At 60.4% G+C, this 22,291-nt stretch carries 16 protein-coding genes; 8 read left to right on the forward strand and 8 right to left on the reverse strand.

Going from position 1 to position 22,291, the window contains the following annotated elements; translation table 11 throughout:
• The 5 genes from JNN07_01180 to JNN07_01200 all read left to right on the forward strand — a co-directional run.
• The coding region (locus tag JNN07_01180; GenBank protein ID MBL9166332.1) for an electron transfer flavoprotein subunit beta/FixA family protein at positions 1 to 447 on the forward strand (447 nt) is incomplete at its 5' end.
• Between the two features lie 15 nt (positions 448 to 462).
• Complete coding sequence (locus tag JNN07_01185; protein ID MBL9166333.1) at positions 463 to 1,437, forward strand: electron transfer flavoprotein subunit alpha/FixB family protein; 975 nt, start codon at positions 463 to 465, stop codon at positions 1,435 to 1,437.
• Positions 1,434 to 2,738 carry a 4Fe-4S dicluster domain-containing protein gene (locus JNN07_01190; protein ID MBL9166334.1) on the forward strand — a complete coding sequence of 435 codons (1,305 nt, stop codon included), beginning with the start codon at positions 1,434 to 1,436 and terminating at the stop codon, positions 2,736 to 2,738. Before JNN07_01185 ends, JNN07_01190 begins: the two co-directional genes overlap by 4 nt.
• Positions 2,739 to 2,752: 14 nt before the next feature.
• On the forward strand, positions 2,753 to 3,553 hold the full coding sequence (locus tag JNN07_01195; GenBank protein MBL9166335.1) for a (Fe-S)-binding protein: 801 nt from the start codon (positions 2,753 to 2,755) through the stop codon (positions 3,551 to 3,553).
• Positions 3,554 to 3,636: 83 nt separating this feature from the next.
• A complete protein-coding gene (locus tag JNN07_01200; GenBank protein MBL9166336.1) occupies positions 3,637 to 5,427 on the forward strand; it encodes an acyl-CoA dehydrogenase family protein in 1,791 nt (596 codons plus the stop codon).
• Positions 5,428 to 5,460: 33 nt separating this feature from the next.
• On the opposite strand, the gene JNN07_01205 is transcribed toward JNN07_01200, so the two are convergent.
• Both JNN07_01205 and JNN07_01210 read right to left on the reverse strand, forming a co-directional pair.
• Entirely contained in the window at positions 5,461 to 6,831 is a 1,371-nt protein-coding gene (locus JNN07_01205; protein MBL9166337.1) for a Gfo/Idh/MocA family oxidoreductase, read from the reverse strand.
• A gap of 64 nt (positions 6,832 to 6,895) precedes the next feature.
• Positions 6,896 to 7,531 (reverse strand): peroxiredoxin, encoded by a 636-nt coding sequence (locus tag JNN07_01210; protein ID MBL9166338.1) that lies wholly within the window; start codon positions 7,529 to 7,531, stop codon positions 6,896 to 6,898.
• Between the two features lie 153 nt (positions 7,532 to 7,684).
• Between JNN07_01210 and JNN07_01215 the strand changes: the two genes are divergently transcribed.
• On the forward strand, positions 7,685 to 7,873 hold the full coding sequence (locus JNN07_01215; protein ID MBL9166339.1) for a hypothetical protein: 189 nt from the start codon (positions 7,685 to 7,687) through the stop codon (positions 7,871 to 7,873).
• A gap of 133 nt (positions 7,874 to 8,006) precedes the next feature.
• Here the strand turns inward: JNN07_01215 and JNN07_01220 are convergent, their stop codons facing one another.
• Positions 8,007 to 9,635: an ankyrin repeat domain-containing protein gene (locus JNN07_01220; GenBank protein ID MBL9166340.1), complete on the reverse strand. Its 1,629-nt coding sequence runs from the start codon at positions 9,633 to 9,635 to the stop codon at positions 8,007 to 8,009.
• A gap of 246 nt (positions 9,636 to 9,881) precedes the next feature.
• On the opposite strand from JNN07_01220, the gene JNN07_01225 reads away from it, so the two are divergent.
• Positions 9,882 to 11,267, forward strand: coding sequence for a hypothetical protein (locus JNN07_01225; GenBank protein MBL9166341.1), 1,386 nt, complete (start codon positions 9,882 to 9,884; stop codon positions 11,265 to 11,267).
• Here the strand turns inward: JNN07_01225 and JNN07_01230 are convergent.
• A complete protein-coding gene (locus tag JNN07_01230; GenBank protein MBL9166342.1) occupies positions 11,264 to 15,418 on the reverse strand; it encodes an amino acid adenylation domain-containing protein in 4,155 nt (1,384 codons plus the stop codon). The two genes, JNN07_01225 and JNN07_01230, sit on opposite strands and share 4 nt — an antisense overlap.
• 323 nt (positions 15,419 to 15,741) lie before the next feature.
• Between JNN07_01230 and JNN07_01235 the strand changes: the two genes are divergently transcribed.
• A complete protein-coding gene (locus tag JNN07_01235; protein ID MBL9166343.1) occupies positions 15,742 to 16,338 on the forward strand; it encodes a nucleoside deaminase in 597 nt (198 codons plus the stop codon).
• A gap of 220 nt (positions 16,339 to 16,558) precedes the next feature.
• Here the strand turns inward: JNN07_01235 and JNN07_01240 are convergent, their stop codons facing one another.
• From JNN07_01240 to JNN07_01255, 4 genes are all read right to left on the reverse strand, one after another.
• On the reverse strand, positions 16,559 to 17,401 hold the full coding sequence (locus tag JNN07_01240) for a TauD/TfdA family dioxygenase (GenBank protein ID MBL9166344.1): 843 nt from the start codon (positions 17,399 to 17,401) through the stop codon (positions 16,559 to 16,561).
• Positions 17,398 to 20,073 (reverse strand): amino acid adenylation domain-containing protein, encoded by a 2,676-nt coding sequence (locus JNN07_01245; protein MBL9166345.1) that lies wholly within the window; start codon positions 20,071 to 20,073, stop codon positions 17,398 to 17,400. Before JNN07_01245 ends, JNN07_01240 begins: the two co-directional genes overlap by 4 nt.
• A 6-nt stretch (positions 20,074 to 20,079) precedes the next feature.
• Positions 20,080 to 21,432: a cytochrome P450 gene (locus tag JNN07_01250; GenBank protein ID MBL9166346.1), complete on the reverse strand. Its 1,353-nt coding sequence runs from the start codon at positions 21,430 to 21,432 to the stop codon at positions 20,080 to 20,082.
• A gap of 146 nt (positions 21,433 to 21,578) precedes the next feature.
• Entirely contained in the window at positions 21,579 to 22,232 is a 654-nt protein-coding gene (locus JNN07_01255) for a PEP-CTERM sorting domain-containing protein (protein ID MBL9166347.1), read from the reverse strand.
• Between the last annotated feature and the right edge of the window lie 59 nt (positions 22,233 to 22,291).

Here is a 22,291-nt window from a genome sequence, read left to right on the forward strand (position 1 = left end):
GTATATCGGCGCGAGAAGCCTGACTTCGTTTTGATGGGCAAGCAGGCGATAGATGACGACTCCAATCAAGTGGGCCAGATGCTGGCTGCGCTGCTGGGGATCGGTCAGGCGACTTTTGTTTCCAAACTTGAGCTGATCGAGGGCAACCGTCGGGCACGCTGCGCGCGCGAAACGGATGCCGGCATTGAGACGATCTCGGTGGCCTTGCCGGCGATTTTGACGACCGACCTTCGTCTGAACGAGCCCCGGTACGTGTCCCTCCCCGGAATCATGAAGGCCAAAAAGAAACCGGTGGATGAAGTTTCCCTGGCAGATTTGGGCGTGAGTCCGGTGTCGCGCACGCGAATTCTGAAGCTGGAGACGCCGCCTAAGCGGAAGGCCGGCGTGCGGGTTAAGACCGTGGACGAGCTGATTGGCAAGCTGCGCACGGAAGCGAAGGTCATCTAAGGAAACGAGGAGAAGATGCCTAAAATTCTAGTCTTAGCCGAACACGATCACGGCACGTTGAAGCTGGCGACACTCTCGGCCTTGGGGTTCGCCCGTCAAGCGACTTTGGAGGGGCGTGGAACTTACGAGATTCTCGTCATTGGAAGCCAAATCGGCCCGGTGGCGACCGCCTTGGCGTCCTATGGGGCGGAGCGTGTGCTGGTCGCCGATGACGCGTCGCTCGCCGAACCCCTGGCGGATGTGCAATCCCAGTTGATTGCGGACGTCGCCAAGGCGCGCGGAGCTGACTGGGTGGTGGGAGCGGCCTCCACCTACACCAAGGACATTCTTCCGCGGGCGGCGGCGCTGTTGGATGCGGTCATGCTCAGTGATCTGGTGGGACTTGAAGCGAGTGCGGGAGACTATGTTTACCGTCGAGTGCTTTACGCCGGGAACATCATTGCGACGGTGCAACTCGACGGTGCCCAGCGTTGCTTTACGGTTCGCGCGGCTGCGTTTCCGGCTCCGGCTACCGTCGGCGCCGCTTCCCCAATTGAATCCGTCGCCTACGCGCCGGCTGGCGCAGGGGGACAGATGGCCTTTGTGACACGCGAGGGAAAGGCTTCCGGACGACCCGATGCCACCGAGGCCAAGATTGTGGTTTCGGGCGGGCGCGCCCTGAAGAATAGCGAGGACTTTGAGCGATTGGTGGGCGGACTCGCCGATGTCCTGGGGGCGGCGGTGGGATCCTCCCGCGCCTTAGTGGATTCGGGCATCACCCCCAATTCGCTGCAGATTGGTCAGACGGGCAAAGTTGTGGCCCCCGATCTCTATGTAGCGGTCGGGATTTCAGGCGCGATCCAGCACATGGCGGGCATGAAGGACACGAAAGTGATCGCTGCCATCAACAAGGACCCTGACGCCCCTATCTTTGAGGTGGCCGACTATGGGTTGGTGGCTGATGTGTATCAGGCTGTGCCCGAGTTGATGGAGAAGCTCAAGCGCGCATGACCTACACTCGCGAAACGTTCGGCAACATTCCCGCGTTATCGCAGTGGCTGTTCTATGTTCTGGCCGCGCTTTCGGTGGCTGTTTTTTGTTTTGGAATCTGGAGGCGCTTCCAACTGTGGAGGCAGGGTCAGCCGATCGATCTGAGCGGCCTGCTGGTGGGAAGCGTGAAGGAGCGCCTGGCCCGGTGGAAGCCGGGGCTGCGTCGGGTGGCGGTGGAGGGCTTTGGGCAGCAGCGCGTCCGCGGCCGCGGGCTCCCCAGTTGGTCGCATGCCGTGCTGGTAGCCGGGTTTCTCATGCTCTTTCTGGGAACAACCCTGCTGGAGGTGGATCACCTGGCGGGGATGGTTTCCGAACGACTGAAGTTTCATCGCGGCACTTACTACCTCATTTACGAGTTCACATTGGATGTGTTCGGGTTGTTGTTCTTGCTGGGCTGCATGGGATTTCTGATTCGCCGAATTCGGAGGCCGGCCAGTGTCGGCCACCGGCCGAGCGATTGGATGGTCCTGGCCTTGTTTATCGCCATCGGAGTGACTGGCTACTGGGTGGAGGGATTGCGCATTGCCTGGCAGCAGCCCACCGGACTCGGAGCCTCCTGCTCCCCGGTGGGAAGGTGGGTGGCCGCAGGTTTTGCGGGATGGACTGAGTCGCAGGCCCGAGCCTGGCATTTGGGCGTATGGTGGCTCCATGCGATCTTGGTGTTCGGGTTTTTCGCCTGCATCCCGTTCACGCGTCTGATTCATTTTGTGACCGGTCCGCTGAATCTCTTTCTGACCAAGCCTGCCCTCGGGGAACTGGTTCCTATCACCGTGGAGGAGATGGAAAAGACGGAGCGGATGGGGGTGAGCGAGATTCGCCATTTCACGCAAGCGCAGTTACTCAGCCTGGATGCCTGCATGGAGTGTGGGCGCTGCGAAGAGGCTTGTCCGGCGTTCGCTACCGCGAAGCCGCTGTCGCCGAAGAAAGTAGTTCAGGACCTCAAGGGCATCATGTCGGGCATCGTCGGGAATGCTCCAGCGACCTCGGTTCACGAGGTAATTGCGGCCGAGACCCTGTGGTCCTGTACCGCGTGCAATGCGTGTGCGTTCGTTTGTCCGGTTCGTATCGACCCGGTCCGGTTGATCATTGATATGCGGCGTCACCTCGTCGCGGAGGGCGGTCTGAGCGGAACAGCTGCGGTGGCCTTGCGCCGCATGCAGTCGAGTGCAAACCCGTGGGGGTTGCCTCCCTCCGAGCGAGGCCGCTGGATGGAGTCCGCCGCGACAGATGCCCCGGGAACGACTCCGGGTGCTCCCACCTGATTTTATTTTTGTCCATGAGCGACTCATCGAGTGAATTTCGGATACCCACGGTGAAGGAGAATCCTTCCTTCGAGGTGCTGTATTGGGTTGGCTGTGCGGGGTCGTATGACCGTCGGGCTCAGCGCGTGGCGCGCGCCATGGCCCGACTGCTGCATGCGGCCGGGGTCAATTACGCCGTTCTGGGCGGTGAGGAAAAGTGCACGGGCGACTCCGCCCGTCGGTTGGGGGACGAGTTCCTATTCCAGGAATTGGCGGAAGCCAATATTGCCACGCTGAAGAAGCATCAGGTGCGCGACATTGTTGCCCATTGCCCCCACTGCGTGAATGTCTTCCTCAAGGACTATCCCCAATTCGGCGGTCACTATCGCGTCCGGCACCACACCCAACTTTTGGCCGAACTGCTGGAGCAGGGACGGCTGAAGCTGCCCCAGGGTGTCAGCTCGCCGCTTCAGGGCGGGGTGACGTATCACGATCCCTGCTATCTGGCGCGGGTGAATGGGATTCACGACGCCCCTCGCGCGGTTCTGGGGGCGGTGCTTTCGGCGGGGAAGGCTGGCCCGCTGCGGGAAATGTCGCGTTGTCGGGAAAAGACCTTTTGCTGCGGTGCCGGCGGGGGGCGCATGTGGATGGAGGAGAATCCCTCCCAGCGCGTTTCCGGCGAGCGAGCCAAGGAGGCCTTGGGCACGGGGGCTTCGACCGTCGCGGTGGGGTGTCCGTTCTGCCTGACCATGATGTCGGACGGTGTCGCCAGCAAGGGCACCGAGGCCCGAGTTCGGGATGTGGCTGAGCTGTTGGCGGAGCAGATGGGATTTTAGCAGGCGGAGGAACGGATGAGCGGTGGAGCCCGAGAGCGGCTCCGGTTTGAACTGGGACTAGATTTGGGAAACTGTTACGAGCTATGAGCGAACTACAAACATTGGCGCCCCATTTGGTGGGTGGAAATTTTCTTCTTCAGGACACCGATCCGTCGAAGGTCTTCACACCCGAGGATCTCACCTCTGACCAGCGCCAGATGGCGGAGACGGCGCAGAAGTTTATGGACAAGGATGTGCTGTCGCAGCTGGACGCACTGGAGCACCAGTCGCCTGGTCTGGCGGTCAAACTCTTCAAGAAGGCCGGGGAGATCGGACTTCTGGGAATCGAAGTCCCTGAGGAGCACGGCGGCCTGGGGCTGGGCAAAACCACCAGCATCGGTGTGTCTGAACAGTTGACCCGCCTGGGTGGCTTCGGAGTGACCTGCGGCGCCCACAGTGGGATCGGCACGCAGCCCCTGGTTTATTTTGGAACCGCGCACCAGAAGGAGAAGTATCTCTCCAAGCTCGCCACGGGCGAATGGATGGCCGCGTATTGCCTGAGCGAGCCCTCCTCCGGATCCGACGCCCTCGCAATGCGCACCAAGGCTGTGCTGTCCGCCGACGGCAAACACTACGTTCTCAACGGCACCAAGATGTGGATCAGCAACGGGGGATGGGCCGACCTCTTTACTGTGTTCGCCAAGGTAGACGGACAGCATGTTACGGCTTTCTTGGTTGAACGTTCGTTCGCCGGAGTGTCGACCGGCAAAGAGGAGCACAAACTTGGACTCAAGACATCCTCGACCTGCCGGATTATCCTGGAGGATGTCCAGGTGCCGGTCGAGAACGTGTTGGGGGAGGTGGGGAAGGCGGCCTACATCGCCTTCAACATTCTCAACTTTGGTCGCTTTGGCCTGGGTGCTGGTGCGGTGGGCGCTGCGAAGGATCTGCTCCGATTGGGAGCCAAGTATGCCTCGGAGCGTTCCCAGTTCGGACGCCCCATCGCCTCCTTCGGCTTGATCCAGCACAAGATCGGGGAAGGGGCGGCCCAGGTCTTCGCGGCTGAGAGTGCGGTTTATCGCACGGCCGGGATGATTGACGAAGTGATGAACGGGGGCGAGCTGATCAGCTCCATGTCGCCGGGTTATCCGCGCGGCTTGGATGAGTTCGCGCTGGAGTGTTCCATTCTGAAGGTGGCCTGCAGCGAGACCCTGGACTTCGTGGCGGATGAGATGCTGCAGGTGCACGGGGGCTATGGTTATACCGAAGAGTTTCCGGCCGCGCGGGGTTACCGCGATTCACGCATCAATCGAATCTTTGAGGGCACCAACGAGATCAATCGCTTGTTCATCCCGGGATCCCTCCTGAGGCGGGCGCAGAAGGGGCGTTTTCCCCTGATGCAGGCCATCACCAAAGTGGCGAAAGAGATGTTGGATTACAGCCCGTGGGAAGAAAGTTCGGACGAGCTGGCCAACGCCCGGGCCTTCCTAGGCAATGCCAAACGGTTGGTGCTCTTTCTCTCAGGAGTTGCGCATCAGCGCTTCGGAGACAAGTTGCTGGAGCAGCAGGAGGTGTTGGGGGCTCTCAGCGACCTGATCATCGATCTCTTCCTAGGCGAGAGCGCGGTGTTGAGGGTGTTGAAAACGCGCTCGCGCGGCGCGGCGACCGGGTCGATGGCGAGCCTGGCGATGGTTTTTGTCAACGAGAGCGCGATGCGGATGGAGCAGAATGCCAAGACGGCCTTGGCCGCGATTTCCGAGGGCGACGAGCTTCGCACGCATCTCGGGATGGTGCGACGGCTCTTGCGCTGGACTCCGATCAATAGCGTCGCCCTCCGGCGCCACCTGGCGCAGCGGATCTCCGATCGCGGAAGTTACGGAGCCCTGCTCCAGTGACCGCCGTCAGGTTTGGAGTGCGGTAGACCTCTGTTACAGTTTCCAACCGGATCGATATTCGGAGCGGAGCCAGGTGTTGGCTTCCTTGTGGTTGGTAAACTTCATGACCTTGTCATTCCAGAGGAGCGTCTGGCCGGGATACCGGATCGCGATCAGGCCGAGCAAAGCCACCTGGGTCAGCCGACCGCCGTAGTCGAAGTCCGAGCCAGCGGCGCGTCCGTTTTGGATCGCGTCGATCCAATCCCAGCCGTGGCCCTTTACCCGGGCGATCTTCTCGGGAGGCGCATTCTTACCTGAGTACTGATCCATCAGGCCTTCGGGCAGCAGGTGGCAGCCTGAACCGCCGTGGGAGCCATGGACGATCATGCCCTTGTCGCCAAAGAGAATGGCTCCAGTTCCCGGAACCTTTTCGTCATTCGGGAAGTCCGCTGGTTTCGGTATGGTGGTGTTTCCGTCGTGCCAGACCAGTTTAACCGGGCCGCGATCCTTCTTGGCAGGGAACTCAAACGTGATTCGAGTCCCTGAGGGATAGGTTAAGCCCTGCTTGACGGGGTCATAGTTCGTAACCTCCGCCGTGACGCTGGTGGGAGCCCCTAGGTCGAGCGCCCAATACGCGGGATCGACCACGTGACAGATCCAGTCACCGATCACGCCGCCACCGAAATGCATCCATCCGCGCCAATTCCAGGGAACCCACAGCGGAGAGTAGGGTTTGAATTCCACCGGTCCCACCCACAGATCATAGTCCAGGCCCTTGGGAACTTCGTGTTTTTCACCCACCTTGCCTAGGTTGGGAATCTGACAATAGACGTTCTTGAAGGCGTCACAGCCGGCATGGACGGTATGGACCTTGCCGATCGCTCCGGCCCAGACCCATTCGCAGAGCCGACGAATCGAGTTGCTGGAATGCCCCTGGTTGCCCAGCTGCGTCACCACCTTGTACTTGCTGGCGGCGGCCATCAGTTTCCTAGCCTCGTAGACCGTGTGGGTCAGCGGTTTTTCGCAGAAGACGTGCTTGCCGCGCTTCATGGCTTCCATGGCGATGACGGCGTGGGTGTGGTCAGGAGTGCCGATGATCACCCCGTCGATCTCTTTCCCCATCTTGTCCAGCATCACCCGGTAATCTGTGAACCGCTTGGCGTTCGGGTATTTGGAAAATTCCTTGCCCGCATACTTCTCGTCCACATCGCACAGTGCCGCGATGTTGTGACCCAATCCGGCGATTTCACCGACATCGGCTCCTCCGCGGCTGCCGATACCGATGCCCGCGATGTTAAGCTTGCTGTTGGGTCCAGGCGCCTTCGCACCGTTCAAGATCGTTCCAGGGAGGATGTTGAACAACGCCACTCCGGCGCCGGTGCGATGGATAAACTGTCTTCGGTTCAGTGATTTAGCTGAGTTCATAATGGAGGGGCGGTTCGGTTCTCGATTCAGTCGTTCAACGTGGGATGATGCGTGAACCTGACGACTAGGCGTTAGGCTGCGGGGTATAGCGCAGGTACGGCTTCACGTGACGCGCACCTTTCGGGAAGAGAGCGGCGATCTCGGCATCCTTTACCGCGGGGGTGATGATGCAGTCCTGGCCGTGTTCCCAGTTCGCCGGGGTCGCGACCTTGTACTTCGAGGTTAGCTGCAGAGAGTCGATCACGCGCAGGAGTTCCAGGAAGTTGCGTCCGGTGGAGGCAGGGTAGGTGAGAGTCAGCTTCACCTTCTTGTCCGGTCCGATGATGAACACCGAGCGGACGGTGAAGGTGGCATCGGCGTTGGGGTGGATCATGTCGTACATCAAGGAGACCTGGCGGTCCGGATCCGCGATAATGGGGAAGTTCATGCTGCAACGCTGCGTCTCGTTGATGTCCGGGATCCAACCTTGGTGAGCGGACAGCGGATCAACGCTGATGGCGATGCATTTCACGCCGCGCTTGTCGAACTCCGGCTTCAGCTTGGCCGCTGCGCCCAGTTCGGTGGTGCACACCGGGGTGAAGTCGGCCGGGTGGGAGAACAAGATGCCCCAGCTGCCGCCGAGCCATTGGTGGAAATCAATCTTTCCCTCGGTTGTATCCGCAGTGAAATTCGGAGCTTCGTCGCCTAAACGGAGTGCCATAGTCTTTGTATCGTTACGGTTAAGAGTCGTTCCCGCCAGTTGGCTGGCGGGTAAGAATCGGAATCTACCTGAGGTCCGCCCACCTGTGAAGCGGCAAGTTTTATGGTGAAAATTGCCTGTTGCTTTGTCCCTGGTAACCGTTGAGTCTGGACCATGAACAATAGTTTGCAGCAGCATGGGATCCGCGAAGTTCAGAAGCAACTTCGCCTGCGTATGAAAAACAGCGGGCTCGACTCCATCCGAGTCGAAGTCACCCGCAAATCCGGGAAGCTCAAGTTTGATTTCCTCGGCAGCCCCGACCAGGTGACCAAAGCCTACGAGCTCGTGGCCAACTGGGACTGAGAATCGGCTAGCCGTCGGCTCTGTCGACCCGCGATAGAGTTGATGGTTCCACAAGTGGGTCCCGCACAAGGGCTCTGGGCTCAGTTGCCCAAGGAGGTTTGAGCCCGATGAGGGGCTGTCAACGTTGAACATCCTACTGCGCTGCAGTTCTATTCAGTAGTGCCGCAATTTCTGAGTGTCCCCGGCGTCTGGCCCAAGACAGCGGCGTAGCCCAGGGAGGATCGTCGAGAAGCTCCGGTTTGGCGCCTCGGCTCAGAAGTAATTCCACCATCGCCTTCTGTCCGAATTTTGCGGCCCAGCCCAAAGGGGTGGAGCAGATGTCCTCGTCGCGTGCTTCGAGGTTTGCTCCATGGTCAAGGAAGAGGGTGGCTTTTTCCAGGTCCCCGGTTCTCGCGAACTGATGCAGCGGGGTGATCCCCAGCCAGTCTGTGGCATTGGGGTTCATGCCGTGCTCGAAGAGCAGCTCATTCAGTTCGCGCGTCTTGGCACCGACCGCCCAGCCGGGAAAGGAAACCTGCCGTGGCAGGTCGGGTTGGTAGCGCAGCATCAGTCGCACGAATGGCTCGTGGCCCTCCGAAGCGGCATTGGCCAGCGCCTCCGGATCGTTGGCCAAGGCAGGGTTCGCGGCGAAGACTGCCGCGGCGGTGGGAACGTCATTGTCATAGGCGAGGAGATGGACCTTCCGAGCCGCACCCCAGGAGCAGAGGAGTTGCTGAAGCTTGAGGTCTCGGTTGGAAATGACTCGGCTGAGGGTGTCGGCGGAGCTTTCCACTTCAACGTTGGGATGGGCACCATGCTCCAGGAGGAGCTGAACGATTTGGTGGTGACCTTTCGCGGCTGCGGAGTAGAGGGCGTGTCCGTCGGGGGCGATGCCTTCTTCGGGGAGGTTCGGATCCGCCCCGCGCTCAAGCAGCAGTTTCACCACTTCGAGATGGCCATTCGCCGCGGCGTTCTTGATGGGGGCACCACAGCCGATGTAGTACGAGCCATACTCGGACACTCGATTCACCGCGCTGGGATCGCGGTTCAAAAGCTCCTCCACACGATGCCAATTTCCGGTCGCACAGGCCATGCCGAGATCCATTTCTGCTCCTCGACTCACCAAGTGTTGCAAGACTTCCAGCGGGGTGGTGGTAACTTCTTTGGGAACATCGCGCCAACCTCGGTAGTGATAGTCGCCGTTTGTGAGATGGATGGGACGAGCGCCATCGGCCCGCTTAGCGTGGATGTCCGCCCCGCGCTGCAGGAGGTCATCGATCAGGTTGAGTTGGCGGGTCATGACCGCCCAGTGAATCGGCTGATTGGAGCGCGCGTCGCCCGCGTGGAGAAGCTCCGGTTCCGCGTCCAGGAGAGCGGAGACCTTCGCTGGATCCCGGGTGCGGATGCACGCGGCTACCTTCTCCCCCCGATCTGATGCTCCCTGACGCTGCGCGAAGCTTTGTTCCAGCACCGCCTGCATCGCTGCATAGCCGCGGTCCTGACAGATCTGGATCAGGCTGTCATTGTAAGCGAGACCGGTTGGATCTGGATCGCGTTCCAGGAGAAACGTTGCGACCTCGATGCGGTTCTCCCGGACGGCGAAGTAGAGGGGTTTGCGGTAGGCAAAGTGGCACCGCACCAGGGTGGGATCCTTCTGGAGCAGCCTTTGGACGGCATCGAGATCGCCATCCCTGCAGGCGCAAAATAGAGCCCAGACGTCGGCCCCCGTTCCGGTTGACCATTTGAGAGGAGAGTCACTTTTGAGTTGGTCAGGCTGTGTCATAACGAGGGACTTCAATCTCTGGATAGGTCATCTCGATGACGGTGACCAGAGAAATATGTCGAGGGGGATTGCTGGGGTTGCCCCTTTGTTATCCTGACCCTGGGGCAGGAGTGGGCCCGAGCAGAGTCTCGCTCTACCCCGTCACGCGGAGCACAATGTAACCTCCAACTTATAATCACACCTAAGGGACTGCGCCTGCTGTGAATCCCTGTTGATGCTTTGGCGGTTTTCACCTAAAGAGTCTCTATGACTTCCCTAAACCGTCGGTTGTTCTTGCGATCCGGTGCTTGTGGGGTGGCTGGGCTCGCTGCTCTCTCTCAGCTTCCGCGGGTCGTTGGGCAATCGAACGGAGATCGTCCGTCGTCGGCACGGGGGGACGTGACTGTTCTGAATCCTCAGGGTCGGGTCCCGGTTGGTTTGATCATTGATGACTCCACCTGCCTGGTGAACCTCAATCGGTTTGCGATGCCTCAGTTTGATCAAGCCTGGGAACATGGGGCGGCGGTGTATCATCGCAAGTGGCGTGATTGGCCGGTCGAGATTCCCGATCGCTTTGTTCGCAAGTTTGCCGAGTGGTGCAGCGACCAGGGGGTGAAGGGGAAGTACAGCATCGTTCCGTTCCCTGCGTGTGTCGGTCGGTTGGATCGCATGTTGCCGGGATGGACTCAGCGAGAACTGCAGGAAAGTCTCCAGGTGGTGCGGGAATGGATGCTTCCGAACTGGGATATCCACCCGGAAATGGTCACCCACACTCGGGTGATCGATACCAAAACCGGACATCCTCACACCGACCATTCGCTCAAGTTCATGGAGAATTGGGAATGGACCACGGGGCGCAGTGTCGATGAGATTGCGGACTATCTGGCCTATGCGCTGCGTATCTTGAAGAACGTGGGACTTCCCTGTGAAGGGGTGACCACGCCTGGAGGGTTCGGAGGCAAAGCCCTGGTTCAGCTTTCGCAGGCCTCTCTCCAATCGGTTCGTGATGTCTATCAGGCGGAAGTTCCGCACTACTTTCGGCACCTGTACAGCGAAGGCAAGGAGAGTGTGGCTCCACGGGTTGAGAATGCGTCTGGTCTGGATGGATCGGATCCCAGATGCGTGGTGAGCATTGTCGGGTGTGCGGGGGATTGGACCGGCGGGTGGGACAACACGCCCCCCGGCGGCGCCGACAAATTTATCACCGCCGACCTTCAAAGCGGCCGTATGGTCGACATCATTCGCCGGGGCGAACCTGCGCTGATGTTGGCCCATTGGACAGGCATTTACTGGAACGGAGAGGAGCAGGGGTTCAAAGTCTTTCAAGAGGTGGTTCGTCGGCTGAAAGCACGCTATGACCATCTGATCTGGATGAAGCTCAGCGAAATCTCGCGGTATTGGGCGGCCAAGGAGTTGACGCAGATCGCTCGAACCGCGCGGGACATTCGCTTCCAGGCTCCCTTCGCTTGCTCACAATTTACGGTGCGATTCCTGGCGGGCGCGAACTCAGTCCCGACATTGGGCGGGATGCCCTTGGTGGAAGTGAGTGGGCCGTTCAAACTGAAACCTGGATCCTGGTGTCGGGACCATCAGTCTATCATCGTGTGCTTCGCCCTGCCTCGGGGCAGCTCGCAGATCGAACTCGTAGGCTAACCCTCGGAGTCCGCCGCTTGGCTCTTCGTGACGGCGGCTGCGTCTAAGCACGAACGCAGCTGTTGGGCGAGGATTCTGGCGTTAGGGGCCTCGATCAGCGTGACATGATCGCCTGGCACTTCGCACACTTCCAATCCTCCTAACGCGATTCGGCTCCAGATCCGGCGCAGCGCCGCCTTGGTGGACATCGGGTGCTCGGCGGCTAGCAACAGCGTTACTTTGCCGGGATAGGGCAGGGTGATGTAACGGCGGGCGGCCAGGGTGTTGGCCTCGCGGACATCCCGGAGGTCGGTCGGTAAGTCCGGATTTCGGTCGGACTGACGCTGATATCGCCACCGCCAGATCCAGCTTTTCAACCGGCGCTGGGCCGTTTTGGATTTTTTTCTCAGATAGGCGCGCCAATCGTCCTGCTTCGAGATCTCACCTAAATGACCTTGAACTCGGATCTGCCAAGATCTCATCCGTTCCCTGGTCCGCTCGCGCAGTGGGAGCAACTCGGCATGGCCCGGCGGGTGGGTATCGAGCAACGCCAGGAGGCCCACCGGATGTCCATTCCTCTTCAGCTGTTGCGCGAGCTCAAACGCAACGACCCCGCCGAAGGAGAGACCGCAGAGGTGATAGGGCCCGTTCGGCTGGAGTGCGAGGATCTCCCTCAGATAAGCTTCCGCCATCTGCTCCACGCGGTCGAGCGGAGGGGACTTGCCATCCAACCCCACCGACTGCACACCGAACACCGGTTGATCTTCGCCGAGGTGCACGGCGAGATCTCGAAATCCGAGGATGTTTCCTCCGACCCCGTGGATCAGAAACAGCGGTTCTCGCGTTCCCTTGGTTTGGATGGGCACCAATGTCTGCCAGGGCGGTGTCCAGCCCTGATCTCGCAGCACCCGGGCCAGCCCCCGGATTGTTGGCGCTTGAAACAAGGTTGCCAGCGGTAGCTTGAGATTGAGTGTTTGCTCCAGCTCGGAGAAGAGCCGCATCGCGAGCATGGAGTGTCCGCCCAGCTCGAAAAAGTTGTCGTCGATGCTGAGTCCCTCACGACGGAGGACGCTTCCCCATAGCTCCAGTAAACGGAGTTCCAGCGGGTCTGTCGGAGGACTGCCCTGGGGGGCGGCCTGAGTGGTTCTGGGCGCAGTAGCCAAGGATCTACGGTCCACCTTTCCATTCGGAGTCAGCGGTAGGGTGGATCGCAACTCGATTCGTGACGGCAGCATGTAGTCGGGGAGTCTTTCCCCCAGCCACGCACGCAGTGAATGCTCCGAGATCGTGGCTTCCGCCTTCCCGACAATGAAGGCTGCCAGACAATGTCCTCCGGTTGTGTCGAGCTGCGAGATGACCGCGCAGAGGGTGACGTCTGGATGGTTCGCGAGCACTGACTCAATCTCTCCGAGCTCTACTCTGAACCCGCGGATTTTGACCTGATTATCTAAACGGCCACGGAACTCGATAGTCGCGTCGGGTTTCCAGCGAGCCCGGTCTCCGGTTCGATACATTCGGGCGCCTGGTATGGGACTAAAGGGATCTGGGACGAAGCGCTCCGCGGTTAAGTCGGGCTCGTTTAGATAGCCCAGCGCCACACCCTCCCCCCCGGTGTACAGCTCTCCTTCGACTCCCACCGGAACCGGCTCGCGGTTCTCATCCAGAATGTAGACCTGCGTGTGGGGTATGGGACGGCCGATGGGTACGCTGTGAGCCAACTCTTGCTCGTTGGCAATGGTATGACAGCATGTGAACGTGGTGTTCTCCGTGGGGCCATAGCCATTGATGAGTCGGCAATGGGGGAGCGCGCGTCGGGCTTTCAGGACCAGTTCGGGCGCGAGAACATCTCCGCCAGCGATCAGCTGTCGAACCGACTTCAACGCCTCGAGTTGATGCTCAACCATCAGGTGGAAGAGCCCCGCCGTCAGCCAGAGGGTGTTGATTTGATGTTTTTGGATGGCATCGCCCAGGTGGCTCAGCGAGGCCGGTCCAGGCGCCATGAGCGCGAGGCAGCCACCATTGAGCAGGGTGCCCCACAGTTCGAAAGTCGAGGCGTCGAACGAGAGAGGGGAGGCGTGGAGCAACCTTGTCTCGGGACCCAGCGACACATAGTCCGTGCCCTGGACCAGGCGGACGATCCCGCGATGGGGGATCAGCACGCCCTTGGGACGGCCGGTTGAACCCGAGGTGTAGTTGACGTAGGCCGCGTCCGCGGGTGTTCCTTCGGATGCCAAATTCATTTCGCTCTGGCTCGGCAGGCTGTCGGCGGCGGAATCCAGGCAGATCAGGCGGGTCGGAAGCGAGCCCAGCTTGCCTTTCCATTTTTCCTGTGTCACCAGGATCGGGATCCGCGTGTCCTCGATGACGAACTGCAACCGCGCATTCGGATAATCAGGATCGATCGGAACATAGGTTCCTCCGGCCTTCAGGATTGCTAAAACGCTGATCACCATCTCCAGTGAGCGCGCTGTTGAGATGCCGACGAGGGTGCCTCGGTTGACGCCCTGCTCCCTCAGGTAGCAGGCGAGCTGATTGGCCCTGACGTTGAGGTTTCGATAGCTCAGCGATTCATCATCCGATTGCACGGCCACCGCCTCCGGTGACCGCATCGCCTGCGCCTCGAACAGTTCGTGAACGCGACGGTTGTCAAGCGGCACGGTGGAAGGGGCGTTCCACTCTGAGAGCAGCTGGTGGCGCTCTGCCGGGGTGAGGAGCGCGAGTTTGGCCACCTTTTGTTCGGGGTCGGCCACGATGGAATGCAGCAGCGTTTGGAAGTGATGCGCCAGGCGGCCGATCGTCGTGGAATCGAACAGGTCGGTGCTGTAATCCCAGTAGGTCGTTAGCCGTTTCCCTGTGTCCGCCACGGAAAGCATCAGATCGAACTTGCTTCCAGGAACCGGCAGCACGATCGACTTCGCTCGTGTGCCTGCGAACGAGGTCCGGGCGTTGGCATTTGCTTCGAAAACAAACATCACTTGGAAGAGCGGATTGGCGCTGGCACTGCGCGCCGGAGCGAGGTCCTCCACCAATTTCTCGAACGGGAGGTCCTGATGTGTCATTGCATCCAGGACACATTCCCTGATCCGCGCCAAGGTCTCCCGAAAGCCTAGGCTTCCCGACAGATGGCAGCGCATGACCAAGGTGTTCACAAAGAAGCCGATGATCGAGTCCAGGTGCTGACGGCTGCGGCCTGCAATGGGAGTCCCGACCGCGATATCCGGCTGACCACTGTACCGGTGAAGCAACACCTGGAACCCCGCCAGCAGAGTCATAAACAGGGTGGCTCCTTCCCGTTGGCCGAGGTCTCTCAGGCTTTGAGCCAGCGTCTGGGGGAGCTCGAGCACGAATTGCGCCCCGTTGGCGCTAGCACCGGCGCGACGCGGTCGATCGGTCGGGAGTTCCAGATTCGAGAGGCCTTCGAGATTCCGTTTCCAGTAGTGCAGTTGGTCCTCCAGCGACTGGTTACGCATTCGCTCCCGCTGCCACACCGCATAGTCAACATAGCGAAGGGGCAGTTCGGGCCAGAGCAGGGATCGCCCTTGTGCTAAGCTTGAATAAGCGAGTTCAAGGTCACGCCAGAACAAGCCCATAGACCATCCGTCCGTGGCGATGTGATGCATGGTCACCATCAATACGTGACGCTCCGAACTCAGTTGGAGGAGCAGCCCGCGCAGCGGCGAGCCCGAGCCGAGGTCAAACGGTCGGCGGATTTCCGCAGCCAAAAGGCGTTCCGTCGTTGCCTCGAGCGGCTCCGCCGGGGTTGCCTCGAGAACACACTCTTGCAATCGGAAATTGGAATCCGGCGCCACGCGCTGCACCAGATCTCCGTTTTCCAAAGCGAATGTCGTACGGAGGACGTCGTGTCGCTGGATGACTGCACGGAAGGCTTCTTCAAGCCGGTCCACCTGGATGGTGCCGTCCAACTCCAGGGCCGATGGGACGCAGTAGACCGCTGTCTGGGGAGCGCACTGGTAAAGAAACCACATGCGCTGTTGGCCGGGCGACGCCGGGTAAACGGAGACCTGCGATGGTTGTTCGATGCGGGATGGTGCGATTCGTGGTATGCTTTGCGGCGGGGTTCCGGAGGCCGATAGTGGAGGCTGGTGTAGGCCCCGCGTCGGAGCCAGCACCGCCTTCAACTTGGCACTGAGCTGGAGGATGGATGGCTTCAAGGCCGAAGGTAGGCGTTGAGCGGGACGACCATGGACTGGCTATGATCCGCTAGGATCCGGACGGCGAGTTTTGCTTTACCTATACCGTGCAAGTACAACCACATGATCGGATCTATTGAAAAGTAGCGCTGGAGTCTCGACACCCCATTGATGACATCCTGCACTCCAGCTTTATTCGTTAAAGTATTCATGCACGCTCGTCAACTCAACCCAAACCTCATCTCGCAAAGCTTCGCAGCTTGATTCGGTAGCTGCTTCCATGCGACTTGAGTTGCTGTCTTTTGATGACTACCCGGCCACCAAGCAAGATTGAGCAGCAATTTATGGACCGAGCGATCGTGCTGGCCCGGCAGGCAATGGATTCGGGGGATGGGCCTGTGGGCTGCGTGATTGTTAAGGACGGGTTGGTCCTCGGCGAGGGGCGGAACACGGTCTGCACCACCCGTGATCCTACCGCTCACGGCGAGATGAATGCGATTAAGGATGTGGCCCAACGACGGGGCGACGCCGCATTGGCTGGTGCCACGCTCTACACCTCCATGGAACCTTGCCCGATGTGTGGCTGGGCCATTTTGAATTGCCGGATCGGCACCGTGGTGCTGGGTGCGCGGCACGTTGATTTCCATACTCGCGAACTCGGGACCTATTCGCTCGAGGCGCTCGCTGGGATGACCGGCCGCCCTCTCGAACTCATCACCGGCGTTCGGGAAGCGGAGTGCCGGGATCTGCGCTATACCGCCCTGGAGCAGGCGGTCCGAGCTCAATCCGCGGTTCAGTTGTCGTCGCATGGTATTGCACCCGGAACAAGCGCCTCCGCTGGATGCGCTGTGACTCGGGATTCGGCCACAGGAGTCCGTCGGCTGTTTCGCGGCTGGTGGAGCGATCTCCTGGGAGTTTTTCGCCGTCGACCGCGTGACTGACCGGGGAGCCCGCCCCTCACCCTCATCATCCATGAACCGAAAGGTTGCAATGGATTAACCACGGATTTCGCGGATGACACGGATTCAAGAATTTTCCTCACACTCTCCAATAGGAGATCGGCGTTCGCTTCAGAGTGCTGAGGTGGTCACTTCAAATCTTTACCCATCCGTGCGATCCGTGCGATCCGTGGTTTACATCCACCTCTCTCGGTTAACGGCATTATCCTTCGCATCTGAGGCGAGCTTGGCAACGGTAGAGCAGACGAGGGGAGTCTCCATATCCGCCCATGCCGCGATGCATGACCTGCAGATTGTCCATCAGCACCAGATCGCCGGCCTTCCAGGCGTGTTCGTGAAGCCCTACTCGTTGAACACAGCGTTCGACCAGAGGTTCCACGTTGCCCAGGCGCTCTCCGCTGGGACCCTCGATTCCGGTCAGCGAATCGGGGAGATAGAGCGCGATCTCCTGGGTCCAAGGATGCGGAAGTGACACCGGGTGCCGCGCGTCCGGCGGCAATTCGTGCGGGGCAGCTTTCTTGAAGTCGCTGATTTCAGAGGCTCTCACCCAGATGTGGGCATCAGCGAGGCTGGCCTTCTCAGAATCGGAAAGCAATTGATAGGCGAGTCGCATGTCCAGGAAGCCGGTGTTTCCCCCCGTGGCCGGGACTCGAACACAATTCAAAAAGTTCACGATGAAGTTCTGGCCTGGCCTCCAGAAGTCACCGTCGTGATGCCAGTATTCAGCGAAGCGAACCGACGGGATGATGCTGCCGTCTGGACGCACGTTCCCGACCCGCGTGATGCTGGGGAAGCCTGGCTCCTGATTCGAGAGTGCCAATCCGGGTGGGAGCAAGATCACCTCACCCCAACGTCCCGCGAATCCCTGAAGCTGCGGCGGGCTTAGCGGTTGTTTGACGAGGCATACGACACCGTGTTTGGCCAGAACCTGGCGGAGCAGTTGAAGGCTCTGGTCGGAGGCTTCTGCCACGCTGCCGTCGAGTTGAAGCCGGAGGCCTATCTGGCGTGGGAGTGCTAGCGCCGCTGGCAGTGATAGAGCGTTCATGGGGTGGGGTGCGGATGCTGGGTGTCGATTCGGGACCGGAAGGCGGCCATCCATCGAGCGCTGACCGGTTGCGTGAACCAGCCATCCTCGTCCGTGCCAATGGTCTGAACGCATCCCGAGGACGGGAGTAGCTCGGTCCACAGGCTGCGATCCTTTTGGCTGGCCTCCAGGATCGCCAGGACCTCGCCCTGGTAGGGTTGCGGGGCGTAGTGCTTCGCCAGCCGCTTAGCGGCATACCAGACGGCCGGCCAGCGGTTCTTGGGGAGCAACAGGATCGAGATGGAGTTGCTCTTTTTTCCGTAGAGATGGACGCGGTAATAGCTCAGCCATTGCCAGACCCCTCTCGTCTGGGACTGGATGGCCTGCAGCGCCCCGGTAAGGAATCCGGTTGAGCGGGCGGCTTGGCGTTCGGTGCCGGGCCGTTGGGTGGCCCGGGAATCCGGCGAGGGCTGGCGACGCTGGGAAGCGATGGCGTTCGGCTCGGAAGGATTGAGCAGGAAGAGCAGCTCTACTGTCTCTCCGGCGCGCCGCAACTGGTGCGCCATCTCCAGGGCGAGCAGCGCTCCAAAGGAGAACCCGGCCAGCCGGTAAGGGCCCGCGGGCTGAATCGTTCGGAGAATTCCGATCTCGATCTGTGCCAGTTCCTCCATGGAACTCGCCTCCACGAACCCCTTTCCTTGCGCCCATAGCGAAACAGAATAAAGTGGGCAATCCGCCGTCCACATGCCCTGGCGCGCCATTCTCAAATCCACGCCGCAAAAGAACACGGGGGTTCCTCGGCCTTGAGGCGAAAGGGGAAACACGAAGGCCTCGTTGCCATGGTCGCGGAGCTGGGCGCGTGCGCGGTCGATGTGTGCCGCCAGCTTTCGTACTGTAGGCGATTCGAAAACGGTGCGAACCGAGAGATGTAGATCGAACCTGGACTCGGCCTCCAGCAGCATGGTGACCGCCGATAGCGAGTCGCCTCCGATGGTGAAGAAGTGATGATCCCGGCTGATAGGTCTTACATTCAGCGTCTTTTCCCAGATGCGGATCAATTCCTTCTCGGTTGGAGTTGTCTGCTCTTGAGGGGCGGTGGTCAGCTCCTCTCCGGGCGCTTCGGCGACCCGGGCGCGGATGGCTTTGCGGTCGATCTTGCCATTGGGCGAAATGGGCAGGATATCGCAAAACACGAACCGAGAGGGGATCACAGCGGGTGTGAGTAGATCCTGTAGATGGCGATGCAGGGATTCCGGATCGAGTTGGTGATTCGGGCGTCCGACGATCGCTGCCACGATCGATCTTGAGCCCGAGGCGGTGGTGAACCAGGTTGCTGCTGCGCTGGCTACCTGCGGGTGCTTGAGGATCGCGGACTCGACTTCCATTGGTTCGATGCGGACACCCCGCACCTTGATCTGGTCGTCGTTGCGGCCAAAGTAGTGCAGTGTGCCCTCGGCATCCTGAGCGACTATGTCCCCCGTGCGATAGAACCGTTCAGCAGTGTCGCCGATGCTGATAAACCGTTCCCGCGTGAGCGATTCGCTTTTGCAATACCCGCGGGCCAGCGCCTCCCCACCGATCCACAATTCACCTTCGGCTCCGGGTGGCACGACTGCCAGCTGGTCGTCGAGGATGCGTATCGTCACATTTGGCAGGGGGCGGCCGATGGGGGCGGAAACCTTGGATCGTGAGGGAGCCTCATTCGGGCCTGTCTGGAGTTTGTGTCCGGTGGCCCAAACCGTCGTTTCCGTTGGGCCGTACAGATTCCAGACCGAGTCTCCGACCTCGGCGAGGCGTCGGGCCAGATCCGGCGAGATGGCTTCACCGGTGGATATTGCGACCCGGAGACGGGGAAAGTTGGGTACCTCCGCCAGAAGGATTGACCAGACGGAAGGTCCGGTTTGGAAGACCGTGATCTGGTTGTCCACCAGGGCGGCCGCAAGCTGCCGGGGTTGCATGACCAGCTCCGTCTCACCGAGCACGACCGTTCCGCCGCTTAGCAGCGGGAGGAACAACTCTGCCACCGAGATGTCGAATCCGATTTTCGACAGGGCGAAGTAGCGATCTGATTCCGTAAAGGCGATCAGATCGCGTGCCGCCATCAGCAGGTTGATCACGCTTCGATGTTCCACTTCGACCCCCTTCGGCAGCCCAGTGCTGCCGGAGGTAAACAGGATGTAGGCCAGGCGGCGTCCTCCGGGTGCCTGGGTGTTTTGCTGGCCTGATCGCGTATCGTCCGCGGGCTCATGGGCGCCTTGTACTGATGTGGCGCCGCAGTCCTCGATGGCAAGAAACTCAACGTCGGGAGCGGAGAACTTCAGGTGCTCGCGGAACGTGGCTATGCGTTCTCGGCGTCCGATCACCATCGAGCAGCCGGTGACATTAATGATGTGGCGGATGCGGTCCGGCGGATCGTCCCTGTCCACCGGGACGTAGCAACCGCCCGCCGCAAGAATGCCGAGGAGTGTGGCGACTAGATCCGTGGTTCGATCGGTGAGCACCGCCACCGGCTGTTCAGCTCGAAGCTTGCGGCGGATGAGCTGGTTTGAGACGGCTTGGGCCCTGGAGGCGAGCGCCGCATAGGAGATGGAGCCGGAAGCATCCACGGCCGCGATGGCCTCGGGCCGACGCGCCACCTGGCGAGCGAAGAGATCGTGCACTCCCAGATCCAGGATGTTTTCTACGCCGTTCATGATTGCCTAACGCTTCGTCAACTGCACTGCGAACCGGGGAGCAGGTTCCCAATGATAGGCCCCGCGGACCGGAGGTCCGGGGGTAATGACACGGATACCATAATTCTGCGCCAGCTGGCGCAGAAAGATGAGACCGAGCTTCAATACCAGTCCTCCCATTGGACACTGATGATGATCCACTCCGAACGGCGCGAATACATCGTTGCCGGGGGTTCCTTCCACAAAACGATCCGGCTTGAATTGGTGCGGTTCTTCAAACGCGTCTGTCCCATGATGGGACTCCCAGAGACACAGCCGCACCGTCGCTCCCCGTGGAATCAGGAAACCGTCGAAGACTATATCACGCAGGGCGCGTCGCATCAAACGCTCACTTTGGTCCGTTCGAAGGGTTTCCATCACAAAAGACTCCGACAGCGTCAACTGTCCCTCAGGCGCGGCCGGTTCGGAAGCGATGCGATCGAGTAGCGTCGGCTGATCGCTCGCGTGGCGAGTGAGCCAGCGAAAGAAGTTCTTCATGTCGGAACGGCCCATCTCCACTTGATAGATCAGGTTCCCCAGCATCGAGTCATCGACCGAGCCATCCTCAGCCATTTTCGCGAGTAGCCCGCTTTTCGACAGTCCTCCCGATCCGGCGCGAAGCTTGGCAGCTTCGCCCTGAAGATCTGCCAAGAAGGCTTGGAACGCCTTTTCCTGGCGGACTTGCGGATTCCAGACCAGTCCGTACGGACCAAGGTTGTGCAAGTGCTCCTGAATTCGTCGATGTTCAACGGTGCCGGGCTTGGCTCCGAAGTAGACCCAGATCAGCATCGCTGTCGCGATGCCCGACAGGGAAGTGCTGAAGGCGTCCGGCGAGTTGCCGTGCTCTTCAGCACGGTCTAGATAGTCCTTCAACCCAGCCGCCGTGATCGACTCCAGCACCGCTGTAGTTTGCTCGGCTTCGTGGGGGCAGGAGGCCGAGGTGCGCTGAGCCCGGTAGGTCGCTTTCCGAATCTCGCGATGATCCTCTCCCTCCATTGCGCAGATAAAGCCTTTGGGGATGAGGTGCTCGAGTTCCATGGTTTGAACCCGCAGGTCCGCGCGATTGGCCTGGGTGAATCGTCGACACCGCTCCAGGCCCACGATGCAGACGTTGAGTTCGCCCCAGGCGATGCCTTTGAAAATGGGCCCCAGCCGTTCCGCTCGCAACCGCAGCGCATCGCGGTTGGTCCGTTCCAGGACGTCGAGGATAGCGTAGTCACCGGGGGGCAGCGGATGACGGGACAGAGTCTCACGCACGCGGGCGTACGCCTTAGGATACCTCCGAAGAAGGTCCTGCATCGTGTTCGTGGTCGAGGTGACCCAATTGGCAAGCCAAGGCATCTCTTAAGTTTAGTCGCTTGCTGAACGGAATGGAAGTTGGATTGAAGGAGCTTGGGCCCCCCGTGGCATTAACAGAGCTGCGCCAGCCCAAAAAAAGACCGCACCCGGCGGGATGGCCGGGTGCGGTTTCGAAAGAGCAGAATGGATTAAGCTTTGCGACGCTTCAGGGCGAGGCTGGCGAGGCCAGCGAGGCCGAGCAACGCGAACGTGCTGGGCTCAGGAACCACGACGCCGAGCAATTCGACTTCGGCGATCTGCATGCTGTTCGCAGCTTCAGCATTCTTGAGCGTCGGGAAGGTCAGGCGATAGGCTCCATATGCCGCGGTGTTGGCGAACGTGATCTCCTGGGAGAACGCGGTCGACAGATCGTTGGCGCCGCCAGCATTGCGCTCGGCGGGGAGGGCGAGATCACCGGAGGAGATGGTGGTCCACACGCCATCGAGGGAGGAAGAACCTTCGAGCAGGTAGCTGGCCGGATCGCGCTCCACGGCATCATTGGCCGTGAACAAGCGCAGGCCGGTCACGATGGTGCTTCCCGCCGACGGAGCCACAGCGAAGCCGGATCCGATGTCGAGGAAGTTCAGGTACTTCTGGCCAACATTGTCGATGGCGTGCTCGACCACTTCGCCCGCGGGAGGAGCGCCGGCGTTGCCGTCAGTGTCGTTGGTGCCATTGACCAAGATGATGGTGTCTCCGGGCTTGGTTACATCCGCAGTCTGGGCCGAGGCGGAGGTGGTGATCAGGGAAAGGGCGGCGGCCGAAACAGACACGGCCAGCACCTTAGGAAGAAACGGCTGCATAACGTATAGAGCTAACTTCTGAGTTATTACGACTAGCCATTCAGCTGGAAGGCTGAAAA

This window comes from Verrucomicrobiales bacterium (assembly GCA_016793885.1).
GTDB lineage: Bacteria > Verrucomicrobiota > Verrucomicrobiia > Limisphaerales > UBA11320 > UBA11320.